The organism is Amycolatopsis sp. NPDC003731 (assembly GCF_053586895.1).
The window spans coordinates 1-16,304 of the sequence record NZ_JBSFNC010000180.1 but is presented as its reverse complement, the minus strand read 5'-3'; the positions used below and the strand labels follow the sequence as shown (position 1 = coordinate 16,304).

At 70.9% G+C, this 16,304-nt stretch carries 22 protein-coding genes; 13 read left to right on the top strand and 9 right to left on the bottom strand.

The genetic code is table 11. The features are described 5' to 3' along the window. Positions 1-136: 136 nt before the first annotated feature. Positions 137-1,318, bottom strand: coding sequence for an NAD(P)-dependent malic enzyme (locus tag ACWDN5_RS41490; protein WP_449680126.1), 1,182 nt, complete (start codon positions 1,316-1,318; stop codon positions 137-139). A 361-nt stretch (positions 1,319-1,679) separates the two neighbouring features. Here ACWDN5_RS41490 and ACWDN5_RS41485 point away from each other — a divergent pair, with 361 nt between their 5' ends. From ACWDN5_RS41485 to ACWDN5_RS41470, 4 genes are all read left to right on the top strand, one after another. Continuing rightward, positions 1,680-2,285 (top strand): dTDP-4-dehydrorhamnose 3,5-epimerase family protein, encoded by a 606-nt coding sequence (locus ACWDN5_RS41485; protein WP_449680125.1) that lies wholly within the window; start codon positions 1,680-1,682, stop codon positions 2,283-2,285. A 59-nt stretch (positions 2,286-2,344) separates the two neighbouring features. Continuing rightward, on the top strand, positions 2,345-2,758 hold the full coding sequence (locus ACWDN5_RS41480; RefSeq protein ID WP_449680124.1) for an SRPBCC family protein: 414 nt from the start codon (positions 2,345-2,347) through the stop codon (positions 2,756-2,758). Further along, positions 2,755-3,189 (top strand): MarR family winged helix-turn-helix transcriptional regulator, encoded by a 435-nt coding sequence (locus ACWDN5_RS41475; protein WP_310973407.1) that lies wholly within the window; start codon positions 2,755-2,757, stop codon positions 3,187-3,189. The genes ACWDN5_RS41480 and ACWDN5_RS41475 overlap by 4 nt, the downstream gene beginning before the upstream one ends. Before the next feature lie 70 nt (positions 3,190-3,259). Further along, positions 3,260-3,910 carry a hypothetical protein gene (locus ACWDN5_RS41470; RefSeq protein WP_449680123.1) on the top strand — a complete coding sequence of 217 codons (651 nt, stop codon included), beginning with the start codon at positions 3,260-3,262 and terminating at the stop codon, positions 3,908-3,910. Here the strand turns inward: ACWDN5_RS41470 and ACWDN5_RS41465 are convergent. Then, entirely contained in the window at positions 3,907-4,380 is a 474-nt protein-coding gene (locus ACWDN5_RS41465) for a hotdog fold domain-containing protein (RefSeq protein ID WP_449680122.1), read from the bottom strand. The two genes, ACWDN5_RS41470 and ACWDN5_RS41465, sit on opposite strands and share 4 nt — an antisense overlap. An 83-nt stretch (positions 4,381-4,463) precedes the next feature. On the opposite strand from ACWDN5_RS41465, the gene ACWDN5_RS41460 reads away from it, so the two are divergent. Continuing rightward, a complete protein-coding gene (locus ACWDN5_RS41460) occupies positions 4,464-5,051 on the top strand; it encodes an acid phosphatase (protein WP_449680121.1) in 588 nt (195 codons plus the stop codon). 1 nt (position 5,052) lies between these two features. Then, the gene (locus ACWDN5_RS41455) at positions 5,053-5,535 is read left to right on the top strand and encodes an N-acetyltransferase family protein (RefSeq protein WP_449680120.1); all 483 of its coding nucleotides are present in this window, start codon (positions 5,053-5,055) and stop codon (positions 5,533-5,535) included. 77 nt (positions 5,536-5,612) lie between these two features. Here ACWDN5_RS41455 and ACWDN5_RS41450 read toward each other — a convergent pair whose 3' ends face one another. After that, complete coding sequence (locus ACWDN5_RS41450) at positions 5,613-6,083, bottom strand: hypothetical protein (RefSeq protein WP_206790153.1); 471 nt, start codon at positions 6,081-6,083, stop codon at positions 5,613-5,615. 310 nt (positions 6,084-6,393) lie between these two features. Here ACWDN5_RS41450 and ACWDN5_RS41445 point away from each other — a divergent pair, with 310 nt between their 5' ends. Together ACWDN5_RS41445 and ACWDN5_RS41440 are read left to right on the top strand one after the other, a co-directional pair. Beyond that, entirely contained in the window at positions 6,394-7,320 is a 927-nt protein-coding gene (locus tag ACWDN5_RS41445) for a diacylglycerol/lipid kinase family protein (RefSeq protein WP_449680119.1), read from the top strand. A gap of 274 nt (positions 7,321-7,594) precedes the next feature. Beyond that, the gene (locus ACWDN5_RS41440; protein ID WP_043777259.1) at positions 7,595-7,849 is read left to right on the top strand and encodes a WhiB family transcriptional regulator; all 255 of its coding nucleotides are present in this window, start codon (positions 7,595-7,597) and stop codon (positions 7,847-7,849) included. 355 nt (positions 7,850-8,204) lie between these two features. Here the strand turns inward: ACWDN5_RS41440 and ACWDN5_RS41435 are convergent, their stop codons facing one another. Continuing rightward, positions 8,205-9,725 (bottom strand): sensor histidine kinase, encoded by a 1,521-nt coding sequence (locus tag ACWDN5_RS41435; RefSeq protein WP_310973418.1) that lies wholly within the window; start codon positions 9,723-9,725, stop codon positions 8,205-8,207. A gap of 4 nt (positions 9,726-9,729) precedes the next feature. Next, on the bottom strand, positions 9,730-9,942 hold the full coding sequence (locus tag ACWDN5_RS41430; RefSeq protein ID WP_310973420.1) for a biotin/lipoyl-binding carrier protein: 213 nt from the start codon (positions 9,940-9,942) through the stop codon (positions 9,730-9,732). Between the two features lie 99 nt (positions 9,943-10,041). Here ACWDN5_RS41430 and ACWDN5_RS41425 point away from each other — a divergent pair, with 99 nt between their 5' ends. Continuing rightward, positions 10,042-10,116, top strand: coding sequence for a 50S ribosomal protein bL37 (locus ACWDN5_RS41425; RefSeq protein WP_098515123.1), 75 nt, complete (start codon positions 10,042-10,044; stop codon positions 10,114-10,116). A gap of 63 nt (positions 10,117-10,179) precedes the next feature. On the opposite strand, the gene rsrA is transcribed toward ACWDN5_RS41425, so the two are convergent. Both rsrA and ACWDN5_RS41415 read right to left on the bottom strand, forming a co-directional pair. Further along, positions 10,180-10,500 carry a mycothiol system anti-sigma-R factor gene (rsrA, locus tag ACWDN5_RS41420; protein WP_310973421.1) on the bottom strand — a complete coding sequence of 107 codons (321 nt, stop codon included), beginning with the start codon at positions 10,498-10,500 and terminating at the stop codon, positions 10,180-10,182. Beyond that, positions 10,497-11,120 (bottom strand): sigma-70 family RNA polymerase sigma factor, encoded by a 624-nt coding sequence (locus ACWDN5_RS41415; protein ID WP_003059778.1) that lies wholly within the window; start codon positions 11,118-11,120, stop codon positions 10,497-10,499. The genes rsrA and ACWDN5_RS41415 overlap by 4 nt, the downstream gene beginning before the upstream one ends. 192 nt (positions 11,121-11,312) lie before the next feature. Between ACWDN5_RS41415 and ybaK the strand changes: the two genes are divergently transcribed. Continuing rightward, positions 11,313-11,789: a Cys-tRNA(Pro) deacylase gene (ybaK, locus tag ACWDN5_RS41410; RefSeq protein WP_449680118.1), complete on the top strand. Its 477-nt coding sequence runs from the start codon at positions 11,313-11,315 to the stop codon at positions 11,787-11,789. Between the two features lies 1 nt (position 11,790). On the opposite strand, the gene ACWDN5_RS41405 is transcribed toward ybaK, so the two are convergent. Further along, positions 11,791-12,399, bottom strand: a complete 609-nt coding sequence (locus ACWDN5_RS41405; protein WP_310973423.1) for an alpha/beta hydrolase family protein — start codon at positions 12,397-12,399, stop codon at positions 11,791-11,793. Continuing rightward, entirely contained in the window at positions 12,396-13,154 is a 759-nt protein-coding gene (locus tag ACWDN5_RS41400) for an SOS response-associated peptidase (protein WP_449680117.1), read from the bottom strand. Before ACWDN5_RS41400 ends, ACWDN5_RS41405 begins: the two co-directional genes overlap by 4 nt. 106 nt (positions 13,155-13,260) lie before the next feature. Here ACWDN5_RS41400 and rsgA point away from each other — a divergent pair, with 106 nt between their 5' ends. The 3 genes from rsgA (at position 13,261) to ACWDN5_RS41385 (ending at position 16,094) form a co-directional block, all read left to right on the top strand. Next, entirely contained in the window at positions 13,261-14,283 is a 1,023-nt protein-coding gene (gene rsgA, locus ACWDN5_RS41395; RefSeq protein ID WP_449680116.1) for a ribosome small subunit-dependent GTPase A, read from the top strand. A 101-nt stretch (positions 14,284-14,384) separates the two neighbouring features. Beyond that, positions 14,385-15,269 carry a hypothetical protein gene (locus ACWDN5_RS41390; protein ID WP_449680115.1) on the top strand — a complete coding sequence of 295 codons (885 nt, stop codon included), beginning with the start codon at positions 14,385-14,387 and terminating at the stop codon, positions 15,267-15,269. A gap of 72 nt (positions 15,270-15,341) precedes the next feature. Beyond that, positions 15,342-16,094: a LolA-like protein gene (locus tag ACWDN5_RS41385; protein ID WP_310973429.1), complete on the top strand. Its 753-nt coding sequence runs from the start codon at positions 15,342-15,344 to the stop codon at positions 16,092-16,094. Positions 16,095-16,304: the final 210 nt, after the last annotated feature.

Below are 16,304 nucleotides of genomic sequence, written 5' to 3'. Positions count from 1 at the left end.
CGGCCCCGCCGCCTGCACGCCGCCCCCCGCCCCCGCGGGCCAAACCTCGTGGGTCCGGGAGCCGGCCGCCGCGGTGTTCTGGGGCAAGGCGGGTGCTAACCCGCTTTACCACTCACGACCGGCCGCGGCAGGGCACTCAGGCCGTGACGCCGTCGGCTTCCGCGGCCTTCGCGACCGCGGCCGCGACCTCCGGGGCCACGCGCGGGTCGAGCGGACTGGGGACGATCCGGTCCGGACCGAGGTCGTCCATCGCCACCGACACGATCGCCTCGGCGGCGGCCAGCTTCATGTTCTCCGTGATCGCCCGCGCGCCCGAGTCGAGCGCACCGCGGAAGACACCCGGGAAGGCCAGCACGTTGTTGATCTGGTTCGGGAAGTCGCTCCGCCCGGTCGCCACGATCGACGCGTACCGCGCGGCCACGGCCGGGTGCACTTCCGGGTCCGGGTTGGACAGCGCGAACACGATGCCGCCGCCCGCCATGCGGCCCAGCAGCGACTCGTCGATCGTCGCGCCCGACAGGCCGAGGAACACGTCCGCGCCCTCCAGCGCCTCCGCCAGCCCGCCCTTCAGGCCGGCCTTGTTCGTCGTCGCGGCCAGGCGCTCCTTGACCGGGTTCAGGCCCTCGCGGCCGGAGTGGATGATGCCGCGGGAGTCGAGCACGGTGACGTCGCCGATGCCCGCTTCCTGCAGGATCTTCGCGCAGGCCACGCCCGCCGCGCCGGCGCCGGAGACGACCACGCGCTGGTCGGCGATCGCCCGGTCGAGGACCAGGTTGGCGCCGCGCAGGGCGGCCAGCGTCACGATCGCCGTGCCGTGCTGGTCGTCGTGCATGACCGGGCAGTCGAGCGCTTCCTTGAGCTTGTCCTCCAGCTCGAAGCACCGCGGTGCGGAGACGTCCTCCAGGTTGACCGCTCCGAACGACGGCCGCAGCCGCACCAGCGTCTCGACGATCTCGTCGACGTCGGTGGTGTCCAGCACCAGCGGGATCGAGTCGAGCCCGCCGAAGGTCTTGAAGAGCACCGACTTGCCCTCCATGACCGGCAGCGACGCGCTCGCGCCGATGTCACCGAGGCCGAGCACCGCCGTCCCGTCGCTGACCACGACGACCAGCCGGTCCGCCCACGTGTAGCGCTTGGCCTTGGCGGCGTCCTCGGCGATCGCGCGGCTCACCTTCGCCACCCCCGGGGTGTACGCGATCGAAAGGTCACGCGGGCTGGAAATCGGGCGGGTGGCCGCCACCGAGAGCTTGCCGCCCTCGTGCCCGGTGAAGATCTCTTCGTCGGTGACCGGCGCGACGGCGCCGGTGGGGTCGCTCATGGGGTTTCCTGTCGTCGTTTCCGGTATTCCCCCGGTGGGAATGACGGAACTCGCGGTTCGGACTGAGGTCACTGGAATTTCTCCTGGGCATGCGGGCTGGGACCACGGTCCACAGGGGGAAACCGTGGGGGATTCCCGGCACGGCAGCCCAGCGCGGTAGCGCCGGCCTGTCGGCGAGGCGTCACGTCGGCCATCGGTGCCGTGGGTCTGGCGATGGCCGCGGACGCGGCGGTCCGGCCATTGTGACAGGTCCCGTGCCGCGGGTGACCCCTCGGTGCGGTTGATGTCACACCGGCGCCCTTTTCCCGGCAATTCCCAAGACGTCCGTCCGGTTTTGTAAGGCGCCCGATAAGGTGACGCCATGCAATTCCGCCGGCTGCGCGTCCCGGACGCCTACGAGTTCTCCCCCCGGGCGTTCCCCGACGACCGGGGCCTGTTCGTCGCCCCCTTCCAGGAGGACGCCTTCCAAGCGGCGGTCGGCCACCCGTTGCGGCTCGGCCAGGCGAACCACAGCGTGTCCCGGCGCGGCACGATCCGCGGCATCCACTTCGCCGACACCCCGCCCGGCCAGGCCAAGTACATCTACTGCCCGCGCGGCTCGCTGCTCGACGTCGTCATCGACCTCCGCGTCGGGTCCCCGACCTTCGGCCAGTGGGACACGGTCGTGCTCGACTCGCGCGAGTTCCGCGCCATGTACCTCGCGGAAGGCCTGGGCCACGGCTTCGCCGCCCTCGAAGACGACACCGTGATGTCGTACTTCTGCTCGGAGCCGTACCACCCCACCGGCGAGCACGGCATCACCCCGCTCGACCCGGCCCTGAACCTGCCCTGGCCCGCGGACATCGAGCCGGTCCTGTCGGCCAAGGACCGCGACGCGCCCACCCTCGCCGAAGCCGTCGACCAGGGCCTGCTCCCGCAGTACGCCGACTGCCTCGCCTTCTACGACAAGCTGCGCTCGGCGCACTGACCAGCCCCCGGCCACCAGGCCGCTTGCCGTTTTAGTAAGCGCGCATATAGTCTGCTCGCATGGCACTTTACGAGTACCAGCACAGCGAGACGTCCGCCGCCCCCGCCGCCGCGATCTGGCCGCTTTGGGCCGACACCGGACGCTGGCCGGAATGGGACGCCGGCGTCCGGTCGGTGGTCCTCGACGGCCCGTTCACGGTCGGGACCAGCGGCACGATGACGATGGACGGCATGCCGCCGATCCCGTTCACCCTCACCGAGGTCACCGAGGGCCGCAGCTTCACCGACGAGACCCGGCTGCCGGACGCGTTCCTGCGGTTCGAGCACGTGCTGACCGACGTCGACGGCGGCACGCGGATCACCTACCGCGTCACCATCGACGGCCCGGACGGCTTCGGCGAGCAGGTGACCGATGACACCCCGGACGCCGTACGCGCGCTGGCCCGTCTTGCCGAGGCAAGCTCACGGGTATGACGGCCCCCGAGTCCCGCCTGCCCGGCCCGGAGCGCAGCCCCGGCTTCCTGCTGTGGCGCGTGACACTGGCCTGGCAGCGGGCGATGCGGGCCGCACTGGCCCCGCACGACCTCACGCACGTCCAGTTCGTGCTGCTGACGACGACGTGGTGGCTCACCCGCTCGGGCGAGCCACCGACCCAGCGGCAGCTCGCCGACCAGGCCGGCACCGACACGATGATGACCAGCCAGGTCGTGCGCAAGCTCGCCGACCGCGGCCTGCTGGCGCGCGCCGACGACCCGGCCGACGCGCGCGCGAAGCGCCTGCAGGTCACGCCGGCCGGCCTCGAACTGGTGGCGAAGGCGCTGAAGGACGTCGAGGCCGCGGACGCCGAGTTCTTCGCGGCCACCGACGACGGCTTCGTCGACGCGCTGGCCAGGCTCGGCCCCTGACCGGATTCCGGGGCTTCCCTGGGGACCATCCCGGATGTCCCGGCCGCGTGATCCGAGCAGGCTCACCGCCATGAAACTTCTCGCACTGGGGGCGGCCGCGGTCGCACTGGCCTTGCTGCCGGGCACCGCGGCCGCGGACGAACTCCCGACGTTCGACTTCACCGACTGCCCGGCGCCGCCCGCGAACGCCGACCCGGGCACGTGGCGCTGCGAAGCCTTTGTCTCACAAGGGAAGCTGACGATCGGCGCCCAGGAGATCCCGCTCGGCGAACTGCGGCTGACGTTCAGCGAAGGCCGGGTGAACGGCCAGTACGCGCAGCTGTTCGGCACGCTGCGGCACGAACCGGTGCGGGTGCCCGGCCTGGCCGGCACGACGCTCCAGCTGCGCTACGGCGGCTATTCGGACTTCCAGGGCAACGACGAGCGCCGCGGCGAGCTCGACGTCTACGCCGTGCTGCGGCACCCGTTGCTGCGCAAGGAATGCAGCATCGGCACCGCGGCCGCGCCGCTGCACACCGTCGTCCACGACGACCCGGCGCTGCCGCCGACCGTGCTGTCCAAGAACCCGCCGACGTTCCACTTCGGCGTCGTCGACCCGGCATTGGCACTGCCGGCGACGCAGGGCTGCGGCCCGCTCGGCAAGCTCGTCGACCGGAAGCTGGGGCTGCCGTCGCCGTCCGTGTTCCACCAGACGACGTACGTGCAGTACAAGCAGCTCTAACGCTTCTTCGGCGTCACCCAGATGGTGATCGTCCCGGTGACCACGGGCCGGCCCTTCGCATCCGAAATGGTCACCGGGACGTCGAGGTCGAAGCCGTCGTCGCCGAACTCCGGCAGCTCGGGCAGGGCCGCCACCGCGCGCAGGCCCGTCTCGGCCTTCGCGACGTACTGGACGTTCATGCCCTTCGGCAGCCAGCGGTGCGTGGTGGGGACGGTCGCCTCGGCGAGCATGCCCATCGCGATCTCGGCGAGGTTGCAGGCGGCGATCGCGTGGAACGTGCGGATGTGGTTGTAGACACCCCACCACTTCGGCGCGGTCACCTCGCAGTGGCCGGGCCGCAGCTCGCGCACCGACGGCAGCACCGTGCGGAAGTACGGCACCCGCAGACACATCGCGGCGCTGAACAGCTGTTTTCCGCCCGGCTTGCCGGCCAGCCGGTGCCACATCGCGAACGTCGGCGTCTCGGGCATGAAGGTCTCCTCGAACTAAGCTACCGTTCAGTAGCTAAGCAGACGGCCAGCCGCCGCGCAAACCGCCGGATATATTCGGCCGCGTGACCAACCGTCTCTTCCTCCTCCGGCACGGGCAGACCGAATGGTCGCTGAACGGGCGGCACACCGGCCGCACGGACATCCCGCTGACGCCGGCGGGCGAAGGCCAGGCCCGCGCCGCGGGCGGCACCCTCCGCAGCCTGGTGGGTGGCCCGTCGCTGGTGCTGTCGAGCCCGCGGGCCCGGGCGCTGCGCACGGCCGCGCTGGCCGGGCTGCGCGTCGACGAAGTCACCGAAGACCTCGCCGAGTGGGACTACGGCGACTACGAAGGCATCACCACCCCGCAGATCCGGGAAACCGTGCCCGGCTGGACGGTGTGGACCCACCCGAGCCCGGGCGGCGAAAGCGCTTCGGACGTCTCGGCCCGCGCGGATCGCGTGCTGGAGCGCGCCCGGCGTGAGATCGAGGCCGGGGACGTCATCCTGGTGGGACACGGGCACTTCAGCCGCGTGCTGGTGGCCCGCTGGCTCGCCCTGCCCGCCACCGCCGGCGTCCACTTCGGACTCGACGCGGCCGGCATCGCGGTGCTCGGCGACGAGCGCGGCGAACCCCAGATCGAACACCTCAACCTGCTGCCCGCGGAGGACTGACGTGCCCGACGACCGCATCCGCCGGATCCGCCCTTCGGACGTCGAAGCGGCGGTCGGCCTGGCCCACGAACTGGCGGACTACGAGCGCGCGCCGGACGAGTGCCACCTGACCCCGGCCCAGCTGCACTCCGCTCTGTTCGGTGACGAGCCGAAGCTGTTCGGGCACGTGGCCGAGGTGGACGGCGAGGTCGTCGGCTTCGCGGTCTGGTTCTTGAACTACTCGACCTGGCGCGGGGTGCACGGGATCTACCTGGAGGACCTGTACGTCCGGGAGTCCCAGCGTGGTTCGGGCCTGGGCAAGGCCCTCCTGGCGGCCTTGGCGGCCGAGTGCGTCGCGAACGGCTACGCGCGGCTCGAGTGGTCGGTCCTGGACTGGAACCCGGCGACGGAGTTCTACAAGGCCCTGGGCGCGGTCCCGATGGACGAGTGGACGGTCAACCGCCTCACCGACGAGCCGCTGAAGGCCCTGGCCGCGCAAGCCTGAACCAACGTCGCGAATGACTCATTCGGGACCTCCGACGCCGCGAATGAGTCATTCGCGGCATCCGGGCGAGGCGTAGCTCAGTCCTCTTCGTGGCCTTCACGCTCGGCGCGGCGGCCCGCCAGCCCGCCGCGCTCGGCGGCTTCGGTCTCGGTCTCGCCCTCGCGGAGGCCGAGCGCCCACGCCCGCGACGGCCGCCGGAACAGCAGGACCAGGGCCGCGATGCCGAGCAGCGCGATCGGCACGCCCCACAGCGGCTCGCCGGACGGGCCCAGCAGGTACCAGCCGAGCCCGATCACGATCAGCGCGATCACCACACCCGGCGAGCGCGCCCAGGTCTGGCCCAGCACCAGCCCGGCCGACGCGGCCAGGAACGCCAGCGCCACCACGATGAACGTGCCCGACTCGACGAAGACGTTGTTGCCGGGCTGCGCGGGCGCACCCAGGCCGTTCACCAGCACGACCACCCCGAACACCAGCAGGGCGAGCGACGGCACCGCGGTGACCACGCCGGCCAGCCGGACCTCACGGGGAGCGGGCGAGAGCTTCACTGCGGCGGCCTTCCCAGGGTTTCGCGAAAGCACAGTGGACTCCACCAGGGCGAGTCACCGTGCGTGAGCCCTTTCGATCGTATGCCACCCGGTCGGCCGTTTTCGCGGGACCGCCCCGGCGTCGAAAATCAAGATGTCGTCGATGAGCGGGCGGTCGGCCCGGGTGCACTTGTCACGACGAGCGGACACTCGCGTGTGAAGGAGGACCGCCCGGCACAGGGTCTCGTAGGTGCTGTTCCCCGGGGTTGCGCCCGTCACCATGCGGCGCCGGAAGGTTCTCGGGCCGCCGGAAGTCACTTACTCTGCGGTAATGCGCGCAATCCTCGTCGTGAACCCCCAGGCCACCTCGACCACCGCGGGTGGCCGGGACGTGCTGGCGCACGCGCTCGCCAGCCAGGTCAAGCTCGACGTGGTCGAGACGGACTACCGCGGCCACGCGATGGCCGTCGCGCGCTCGGCCGCGCGGGACGGCATCGACCTGGTCGTGGCGCACGGCGGTGACGGCACGGTCAACGAGGTCGTCAACGGCCTGCTGGCCGACGCCGACGGAGATCCCACGGAAATCGGGCGAGTGCCCGCCCTGGGCGTGGTCCCGGGCGGCTCGGCCAACGTCTTCGCACGCGCCCTCGGCATCTCCGCCGACTCCTTCGAGGCCACCCACCAGCTGCTCAACGCGCTGGAGAACGACCGCTCGCGCCGGGTCGGGCTCGGCCTGGCCGACGGGCACTGGTTCACCTTCAACGCCGGCCTCGGCTGGGACGCCGACGTCGTCGGCCGGGTCGCCAAGCGCCGCGGCAAGCAGACCACCGCCGGCCTGTACCTGCGGGCCGCCGTCCGCTCCTACTTCCGGCCGCCGCTGGGCCGGCCGGACCTCACGATCCGCGTCCCGGGCGAAGACCCGGTCGAGGCGCTGACCGCTTTCGTGTCGAACACCGATCCGTGGAGCTACCTGGGCGAGCGTGCCGTCCACCTCAACCCGGGTTGCTCGTTCGAGACGGGATTGGGTTTGTTCGCGCTGAGCGGTCTGGGGTTGCCCACGGTGTTCAAGCATGTACGCCAAGCTTTGGCTACGAAGAGCAACCAGCGGGGCCGGCGTCTCGTGCGTCACGATGACCTGCCGATGATCCGCATCGACGCAGCTGAACCGGTAAACTTCCAGGTGGACGGCGACCTCGTCGGCCAGCGGACTCGAGTCGAATTCTTCAGCGTCCCGAATGCACTCACGGTAATCGTGTGACGACGGGACCGCTGATCGCCTGCGGCAAAGTGCCAGGTGCCGTTCGTCGACGGAGAAGCTCCACTCAGCGCATCAGCCTTTCCTTCGGACGGCTGTTTCGGAGAGAAACCGCAGGTCAGAGGGGTCGCTCGGCCGGGTGACCTGACTCACCGATCTCCCGGAAACCCTTGTCGAAAGCGGTGCTTCGTGAAAGCATTCACAAGCACCCAAGAACACGACCGCCATTGACGACTGTGGCGCGGCCCTCCCGCGCCATATGAAGGAGCTCACGAACATGGACTGGCGCCACGACGCGGCCTGCCGAGACGAGGACCCCGAGCTGTTCTTCCCGGTGGGAACCAGCGGTCCTGCTCTGTCGCAGGTTGCTCAGGCGAAGGCCGTGTGCCACCGCTGCCCCTCCGCTTCCGACTGCCTGGCCTGGGCTCTGGCCAGCGGCCAGGACGCGGGCGTGTGGGGCGGTATGAGCGAGGACGAGCGACGCGCTCTCAAGCGCCGCCGTACGCACATCGGCACGCGTACCAACGCCTGAGTTTCTCGAGATCCACCCAGGCCGAGCAGGAATTTCACCCGGCGGGCATTCGTCGTGCCCACGCCGTCTGGGGTGATACCTACCCGGCTTGAGCTTAACAACCGAGGCGAAACCACCCGGCAACGGGTGCGCTGAAACCTCACCGGGACTTCAAGTCCTCCCGCAAGCGCTGAACGGCCCGGCACCACGCACCTGGTGCCGGGCCTTCATCGTGTCGACCCTTCAATCACCGGTGTCGACCCTTCAATCACAGGTGATGACTGCTCAATCACGCGGCCCAGAAGCACCCGTGTGATTGAGGAGTCAGCTCACGTGACTGAAGGGTCGACACGCGTGATTGGAGGGTCGACACGAATCAGAGGCGGCGGGACAGCGGGATGCGGAGCGCGGCTTCCGTGCCCGTCACGCGGGTCGACGACGTCTCCGTCCGCACCTTCCGCAGCGAAAGCGAGCCCCGCAGCTCGGACTCCACCAGCGTCCGGACGATCTGCAGCCCGAGCCCGTCCGAACGCTCCAGCGAGAAGCCCGACGGCAGGCCCCGCCCGTTGTCGCGGATGACGACGTCCAGCCACCGCGCCGAACGCTCCACGATCAGCTCGACCTTGCCCGGCCGGCCCGCCGGGAACGCGTGCTCGATCGCGTTCTGCACCAGCTCGGCCAGCACCATCACCAGTGGTGTCGCGATCTCCGCGACCACCACCCCGAACGAGCCCTTCCGCGACAGCCCGACCTGCGACTCCGCCGTCGCGACCTCGCCGACCATCGGCAGCACGTTGTCGAGCAGCTTGTCGAGGTCGACGCGCTCGTCGACCGAGATCGACAGCGCCTCGTGCACCAGCGCGATCGACGTCACCCGGCGCACGGACTCCGCCAGGGCGAGCCGCGCCTCCTCCGACGTCGTCCGCCGGGACTGCAGCCGCAGCAGCGCCGCCACCGTCTGGAGGTTGTTCTTCACCCGGTGGTGGATCTCACGGATCGTCGCGTCCTTCGACAGCAACGCCCGGTCCCGCCGTTTGACCTCGGTGACGTCCCGGACCAGCACCAGCGCGCCCGCTGCCTGCCCGGCCGGCCGCAGCGGCAGCGCGCGGAACAGCACCACCGCCCCGCGCCGCGAATCGGCCTCCGTGCGGCTCGACGGCTTCCCGTCGAGGGCCTCGATGATCCGGTGGGACACCTCGGTCGCGTCGAACGGGTCGCGGATCAGCGAGCGTGTCAGCGGCGCCAAGCGCGTCCCGACCAGGTCGGACTCGTGCCCCATCCGGTGGTACGCGGACAACCCGTTCGGGCTGGCGAACACGACCGTGCCGCTCGAATCCAGGCGGATCAACCCGTCGCCGACCCGCGGGGACGTGTGCGTGTCCGTCGCGTTCGTGCCGTTCGGCGGGAACGTGCCGTCGACGATCATCTGGCACAGGTCGCCGGCACTGCCCAGGTACGCGATCTCCAACGGCGACGGCACCCGCGGCGCGGCCAGGTTCGTCTCGCGGCTCATCACGGCGATGACCTCGTCGTGGAACCGCACCGGGATCGCTTCCCGCCGCATCGGCAGGTCGCGGTACCAGTGCGGGTCCTCCTCGCGGCAGATCCGCACCTCGCGCATGGCCTTCGCCAGCTGCGGGTGCTCCTGGACGGTGAACCGCGTGCCGACGACGTCCTCGGGGTGCGCGGTCGGCGCCGTCGTGGGGCGGGCGTGCGCGACGCAGACGAAGTCGCCGCCGTCCGGCTGCAGCTCCTCGGTCACCGGGACCCAGAGCAGGAAGTCCGCGAAGGACAGGTCGGCCAGCAGCTGCCACTCGGCGACGACGGTCTGCAGGTGGTCCGCCGCTTCCCCGGGGAGGCCGGTGTTGTCGGCGAGCAGTTCGGCGAGCGTGGACACGGCGTTACTCGACCACCCCGAGCAGGTCACCCTGCTGGACGCGGTCGCCCTTCGCCACGGCGAGGCTGGTCAGCGTGCCCGCGCGTTCGCTCACCGCGGGTAGCTCCATCTTCATCGACTCCAGGATCAGCACGGTGTCACCGGCGTTCAGCGCGGCGCCGGGCGTGGCCACGACCTCGAGCACCGTGCCGACCATTTCGGCCCTGATCTCGGCCATCGACACCCTCCTCGCGCTCGCCCGACCACCCCATCCAACCAGAACGGGACGTCATGACACACTTGAGAGGTTGACCAGCTTTGACGACGAGGAGTGAGCATGTCGAAGCGCGCCCGCAAGCGTCGCGACCGGAAGAAGAACGGCGCGAACCACGGCAAGAAGCCCAACGCCTGAGCGTTCGGCATGACGAAGGCCCCCACACGGCTCGTGCGGGGGCCTTCGTAGTGCTCGGGTGCGTTATTCGGAGCGCTGCTCGAGGGTGATCTCGGTGCGTTCCACGGTGACGCCGCCGCGGGAGGCGACGGTCTGGCGGATCGACGCGCGCAGCCGGCTCTTCAGCTCGGCCGGGGCGTGCTCGCCGCCGCACTTGCGGGCCAGCAGCTGCTTGATGTGCTCGTCGATGCCGTACTCCTCGAGGCACGGCGGGCAGTCCTCGATGTGGGCGCGCAGGGCGGCGTCCCGCTCGGGGCTGCACTCGCGGTCGAGCAGCAGGTAGATGTCGGCGAGCGCCTCTTCGCAGCGGACCTTGTCCGACGCGCCCTCGCACATGTCGCTCATCGCCCCGCCACCTCCTCCTTGGCACCCCGGATGAAGCCGCGCTCCCGCGCCACGTCGGCGAGCAGGTCGCGCAGCTGGGCGCGGCCGCGGTGCAGACGGGACATCACGGTGCCGATGGGCGTGTCCATGATCTCGGCGATCTCCTTGTACGCGAAGCCCTCGACGTCGGCCAGGTAGACGGCCAGCCGGAACTCCTCGGGCAGCTTCTGCAGGGCGGCCTTGACGTCGGTGTCGGGCAGGTTGTCCATCGCCTCGACCTCGGCCGACCGGAGCCCGCTGGAGGTGTGGCTCTCCGCCTTGGCGATCTGCCAGTCGGTGATCTCCTCGGTGGGCGCCTGCACCGGCTGCCGCTGCCGCTTGCGGTAGCCGTTGATGTAGGTGTTGGTCAGGATGCGGTACATCCAGGCCTTGAGGTTCGTGCCGGCCTTGAAGGACGCGAAGGCGGCGTACGCCTTCAGGTAGGTCTCCTGGACCAGGTCCTCGGCATCGGCGGGGTTGCGGGTCATCCGCATCGCGGCCGAGTACAGCTGGTCGAGCAGCGGCATCGCGTCCCGCTCGAAGCGCTCGGCGCGCTCGGCCTCGGTCGCTTCTTCCGGCGCTGAGTTCTGCGTGCTCGGCAAACCGTTCCCTTCCCGCTCGGCGTCGATGCGCGTGCGCGCATACGGCGGACCCGAGTTTACGCGGGGACCGGGCACGCCGCGGTTCGCCGGTGCCTCGGGACGGCGGCGGCTGCGTGAGCGTGTGGTGGCGAGCGTTGTTGTCACGTCCCGTACAACCGATCGGGGGGATCGGGCATTCCCTAGACTTCCGCCATGGCTGGCAAGGGCACCCCGGCGACGGCATTGCTGGGGAAGCAGAAAGTGGCGCACAAGCTGCACGCTTACGACCACGACCCGCGCGCGGAGTCGTACGGGCTGGAGGCCGTGGAGGCCCTCGGCCTGGACCGGGCGCGCGTGTTCAAGACGCTGGTCGCGGAGGTGGACGGCAAGTTGGTGGTGGGCGTGGTGCCGGTCACCGGCCAGCTGGACCTGAAGGCCCTGGCGGCCGCGGCGGGCGGCAAGAAGGCGAAGATGGCCGACCCGGCGGCCGCCCAGCGGGCGACGGGCTACGTACTGGGCGGAATCTCCCCGCTGGGTCACCGCAGCCGGCTGCCGGTGGTGATCGACGCCTCGGCGGAGGACTTCGAGACGGTGTTCTGCTCGGCCGGCCGGCGAGGACTGGAGGTCGAGCTCGCCCCGGGCGAGCTGATCCGGCTGACCGGCGCGGTGGTGGCGCCGATCGGGGCCTGAGTCAGGCCAGCGGCCGCAGCACCCGCGACAGCCACTCGGTCGCCGCCCGGGAGATCGTCTCCAAATCCTTCCCCAGGCTGTGGTCGCCGTCCACCAGGACCAGCTCCTGGTGGGGTCCCGGCTTGGGCCGGCCGAACGGGTCGCGCTCCCCCTGGATCACCAGCGTCGGCACCTCGACCGCGTCGAACTCCGGCTGGCGGGTCTTCTCCGGCCGGCCCGGGGGGTGCTCCGGGAACGCCAGGCACAGCACCGCCACCGCCTGCCCCGCCGACGCCGTCCGGCAGGCCACCCGCGCGCCCGAGGATCGGCCGCCGAACACGAACGGCAGGCCGTCGAAGCGCTCCGACAGGTCGTCCGCCACCGTGAGCCACGCCGTGTCCAGCTGGTTCGCCGGGGCCGGTGCGCGGCGGCCCGCCACCCGGTACGGCTGCTCGACCAGCGCCACGTGCACGTCCGCCGCCTGCGCCGCGCGCGTCACCGCCACCAGGTCCTTCGCCCCGAGGCCGCCGCCCGCGCCGTGGCCGAGCATCAGCACCGCCTCGCCCTCTTCGGCGCAGTGCAGGTACACGCGCGCCGGGCCGTAGGCGGTCTCGATCGGGATGGCCGTCATGACTTCGGCGCGTCGAACAGCGCGCTCTCCTGCGCCGGGTCGACCCGCTCCAGCAGCTCGGGGCCGTTGTTGCGGACGTTGTTGACCTTGCTCGAGATCGGCCGCAGCTCCAGCGACGCCACGATCTCCTCCGGCGTCGGCACCAGCAGGTCGGTGACGTCTTCGCGGTCCGGGTCCAGCCAGCCGTCCCAGTGCGAGCGCGGCACGATCAGCGGCATCCGGTGGTGGATGTCGGTGAGCTGGCCGGCCGCATCCGTCGTGATGATCGAGAACGTGATCAGCGGCGACGCCTTGTCGTCGTCCTTCGGCCGCCAGCTCTCCCAGATCCCGCCGAACGCCAGCGACGAGCCGTCCGGCTCCGTCATGTAGAACGGTTCCTTCTCCTTGCCCGTGCGGCGCCACTCGAACCAGCCGTCGGCCGGGACCAGGCAGCGGCGCGACACCAGCGCGCGGCGGAAGGCGGGCTTTTCGGCGGCCGTCTCGGCGCGCGTGTTGATCATCCGCGAGCCGACCGACGGGTCCTTGGCCCAGAACGGCACCAGGCCCCACTTCATCATCCGCAGCGAGCGCTCGGCGGGCTCGTCCTCGAGCACCTGGCCGTCTTCGTCACGCGGGTGCCGCTGCACGACCGTCACGACGTTCTTCGTCGGCGCCACGTTGTGGTCCACCCGCGCGCGTCCCTCGGTGAGGTCGATCGCGTCGAACTCCTCGATCAGCTTGGCCGGGTCCTTCGTGGCGGCGTAGCGCCCGCACATGACCAACCTCCCTCTACGGAAAGAGTCATCGTTACACGCAGGCCAGGGCCCTGGCGAGCGGCGTGGGATCATTCGGGTGGGCACCGGCGCACGAGAGGACGAGGGTTTGGCGCGCAACGACTGGAGCAAGCTGGACGAGTCCGACGTCCGCGTGCGTCCGGGCAAGGGCAGCCGGCCCCGCAGCAAGCGCCGTCCCGAGCACGCCGACGCCGTCACGGCGATGGTCATCGGCAAGGACCGCGGCCGCTGGACCTGCGCGGTCGACGCCGATCCCGGCCGGGTGATCACCGCGATGCGCGCCCGCGAGATGGGCCGGACCCCGGTGGTCGTCGGCGACCGGGTCGGCATCGTCGGGGACGTCTCCGGCAAGCCGGACACCCTCGCGCGGATCGTCCGGGTCGACGAGCGCACCAGCTCGCTGCTGCGCACGGCCGACGACACCGACCCGTACGAGCGGCTGGTCGTCGCGAACGCCGAGCGCCTGCTGATCGTCACCGCACTGGCCGACCCGCCGCCACGCACCGGCTTCATCGACCGCTGCCTCGTCGCCTGCTACGCCGGTGGCGTCGAGCCGGTCCTCTGCCTGACGAAGGCCGATCTGGCCAGCCCGGACGAGCTCCTGGCCGGCTACGAGGGCCTGGACGTCCCGGCGATCGTGACCCGCTTCGACGAGGAGCCCGAAGGCCTCGCCGACATGCTCAAGGACCGCGTGACGGCCCTGGTCGGCCACTCCGGTGTCGGCAAGTCGACATTGGTCAACCGCCTGGTCCCCGCCGCCGAACTGGCCACCGGCGTGGTGAGCGCGGTCGGCAAGGGGCGCCACACGTCCGTGGCGGCGGTCGCACTGCCGCTGCCGGACGGCGGCTGGGTGATCGACACGCCCGGTGTCCGGTCGTTCGGGCTGGCCCACGTCACCGCGGACGACATCGTGGACGCCTTCGAGGAGTTCGCCGAAGCCGCCGAGGAGTGCCCGTCGGGCTGCGGGCACCTGGGCGCGCCCGAAGACCCGGACTGCGCGCTCGACGACGTCGTCACCGAGGGGAAGGCGAGCCCCGAGCGGCTCGCTTCGCTGCGGCGCCTGCTGGCGTCGCGCGGCGGTCATGATGTGACTCGCGCCACCGATTCGTGAGGCAACCGGGAACCGATCGCGGATCGTCACCGTCACATCGGTAACCATTCGCCCGTTCGGGCGATATGCCGAGCGGAAGATCCGATCCTGAGGGGAACTCAATGCGCAAGACCACCTTGGCCGCCGCGGGTGCCGCGCTGGTGCTCACGCTGACCGCCTGCAGCGGCAACTCCGCTCCCGGCACCGCCGAACCCGCCGCCGCGGGCGGCCAGAGCCAGACCGACGGCCTCGCCTCGCCCTTCACCGACGCGATCAAGCTGGCGTCGGAGGCGAAGCAGGGCACCGAGAAGTCCAAGTCGGCGAAGTTCACCATGGAGGGCTCCGCCGCCGGCCAGACCCTGACCGCCTCCGGCGCGATGGCGTTCGACGGCGCGAACACGAAGTTCTCGATGACCAGCACCGCGGCCGGCCAGACCACCGAGATGCGCATGGTCGACAAGGTCATGTACATCAAGCTGCCCGCCGAAGACCAGAAGCAGATGGGCACGGACAAGGCGTGGGCCAAGATCTCGGCCGACGGCACCGACCCGCTTTCGCAGGCGCTGGGCGGCGCGCTGTCCAAGTCGGCGGAGCAGAGCGACCCGAGCAAGATGCTCGAGCAGATCTCCAAGACGGGCCGGATCGTCTCGTCCGACCAGACCGAGCTGAACGGCCAGAAGGTCAACCACTACAAGGTCGAGCTCGACGTCGCGAAGGCGATCGACCAGTTCACCGACCAGGTCCCGGCCGCGGCGCGCGACCAGCTCACCGAGAAGCTCAAGGGCAAGGACCTCAAGCTCCCGGCCGAGCTGTGGCTGGACAAGAACAACCTGCCGGTGCAGGTCACCATGGACCAGGGCCCGATGATGCAGGCGATGGGCGCGCCGGCCGGTGACGCCAAGTTCACGATGAAGTACACCGACTGGGGCACCCAGGTCGACGTGGCGGCCCCGCCGGCCGACCAGGTCGTCGACCTCGGCGAGCTGATGAAGAAGGCCGGTCGCTGACACCGGACGACGCTGAGTAGCGGCGGCTCCCCCGAACGAGATCGGGGGAGCCGCTGTGTTTTTGTTGGCGCCATGCGCAAAGCCGCCGTGGTGCTGCTGTTCGCCCTGCTCGCCGGAGCGTGCTCCGACCCATCGCCCCGCCCGGCGTTCGAGGACGCGCGGGCACTGGCGGACGCGGCGACGGCGGCCACGACGAACGGCGGCTCGGCGAAGTTCGGCACGGACATCGCGGTCGGCTCGGTCCGGTCGAAGGGCCAGGGCCAGGCGCGGTTCGGCGCAGGCGGGACGGCCCAGGCGCTGACGACGGACTTCCTCGGCGAGCCGGTGGAGCTGCGGCAGGTGGCCGGAAAGCTGTACGCGAAGGTGCCGGAGGGCTCGCGCGACGAGGTCGGCAGTGGGAAGCCGTGGATCGTGGTGGCGGCGGACGGGACGGACCCGTTTTCCCAGGTCCTCGGCGGCAGCTTGACGCAGCTGGCGGAGCAGAACGACCCGGCGCACACGCTGGGCGAGATCCGCACGGCGGGCACGATCGTCGCGGCCGAGCGCGGCCAGCTGAACGGGGCGCCGGCGGAGCACTACCGCATCGACCTGGACCTGGCCCGCCTGGGCACGGACCTGCCGGCGGGCCTCCCCCCGGACGCGGCGGGCCGGGTGGGCGGCAAGTTCCCGGTGGAGCTGTGGCTCGACGAGGCGCACCGGCCGATGCAGATCGTGCTGGACCTGACACCAATCCTGCCGGGCTCCGAGGCACGCATCACCACGCGGTATTCGGACTGGGGCACCCCGGTGAACATCCAGCCCCCGCCGGCGGGCGAGGTGGGTTAGCCACGTTTCGCCCGCGCGTCTGCCCGCGGCTCCGGCAGAGTCGGAGCGCCTTCCGCAGCTGCCTCACCGGCCCGAACGGCACGCGGACGCGGGACTTGCACCCCGCCCAGACCTCCCCCGCCACCCCGATCCGAAGCCAAAACACGGCCGGTGGTGCCGGGTCAAGGCACGCTTTCCCGCCTTGACGCGGTACCACCGGCCGTAGTGACA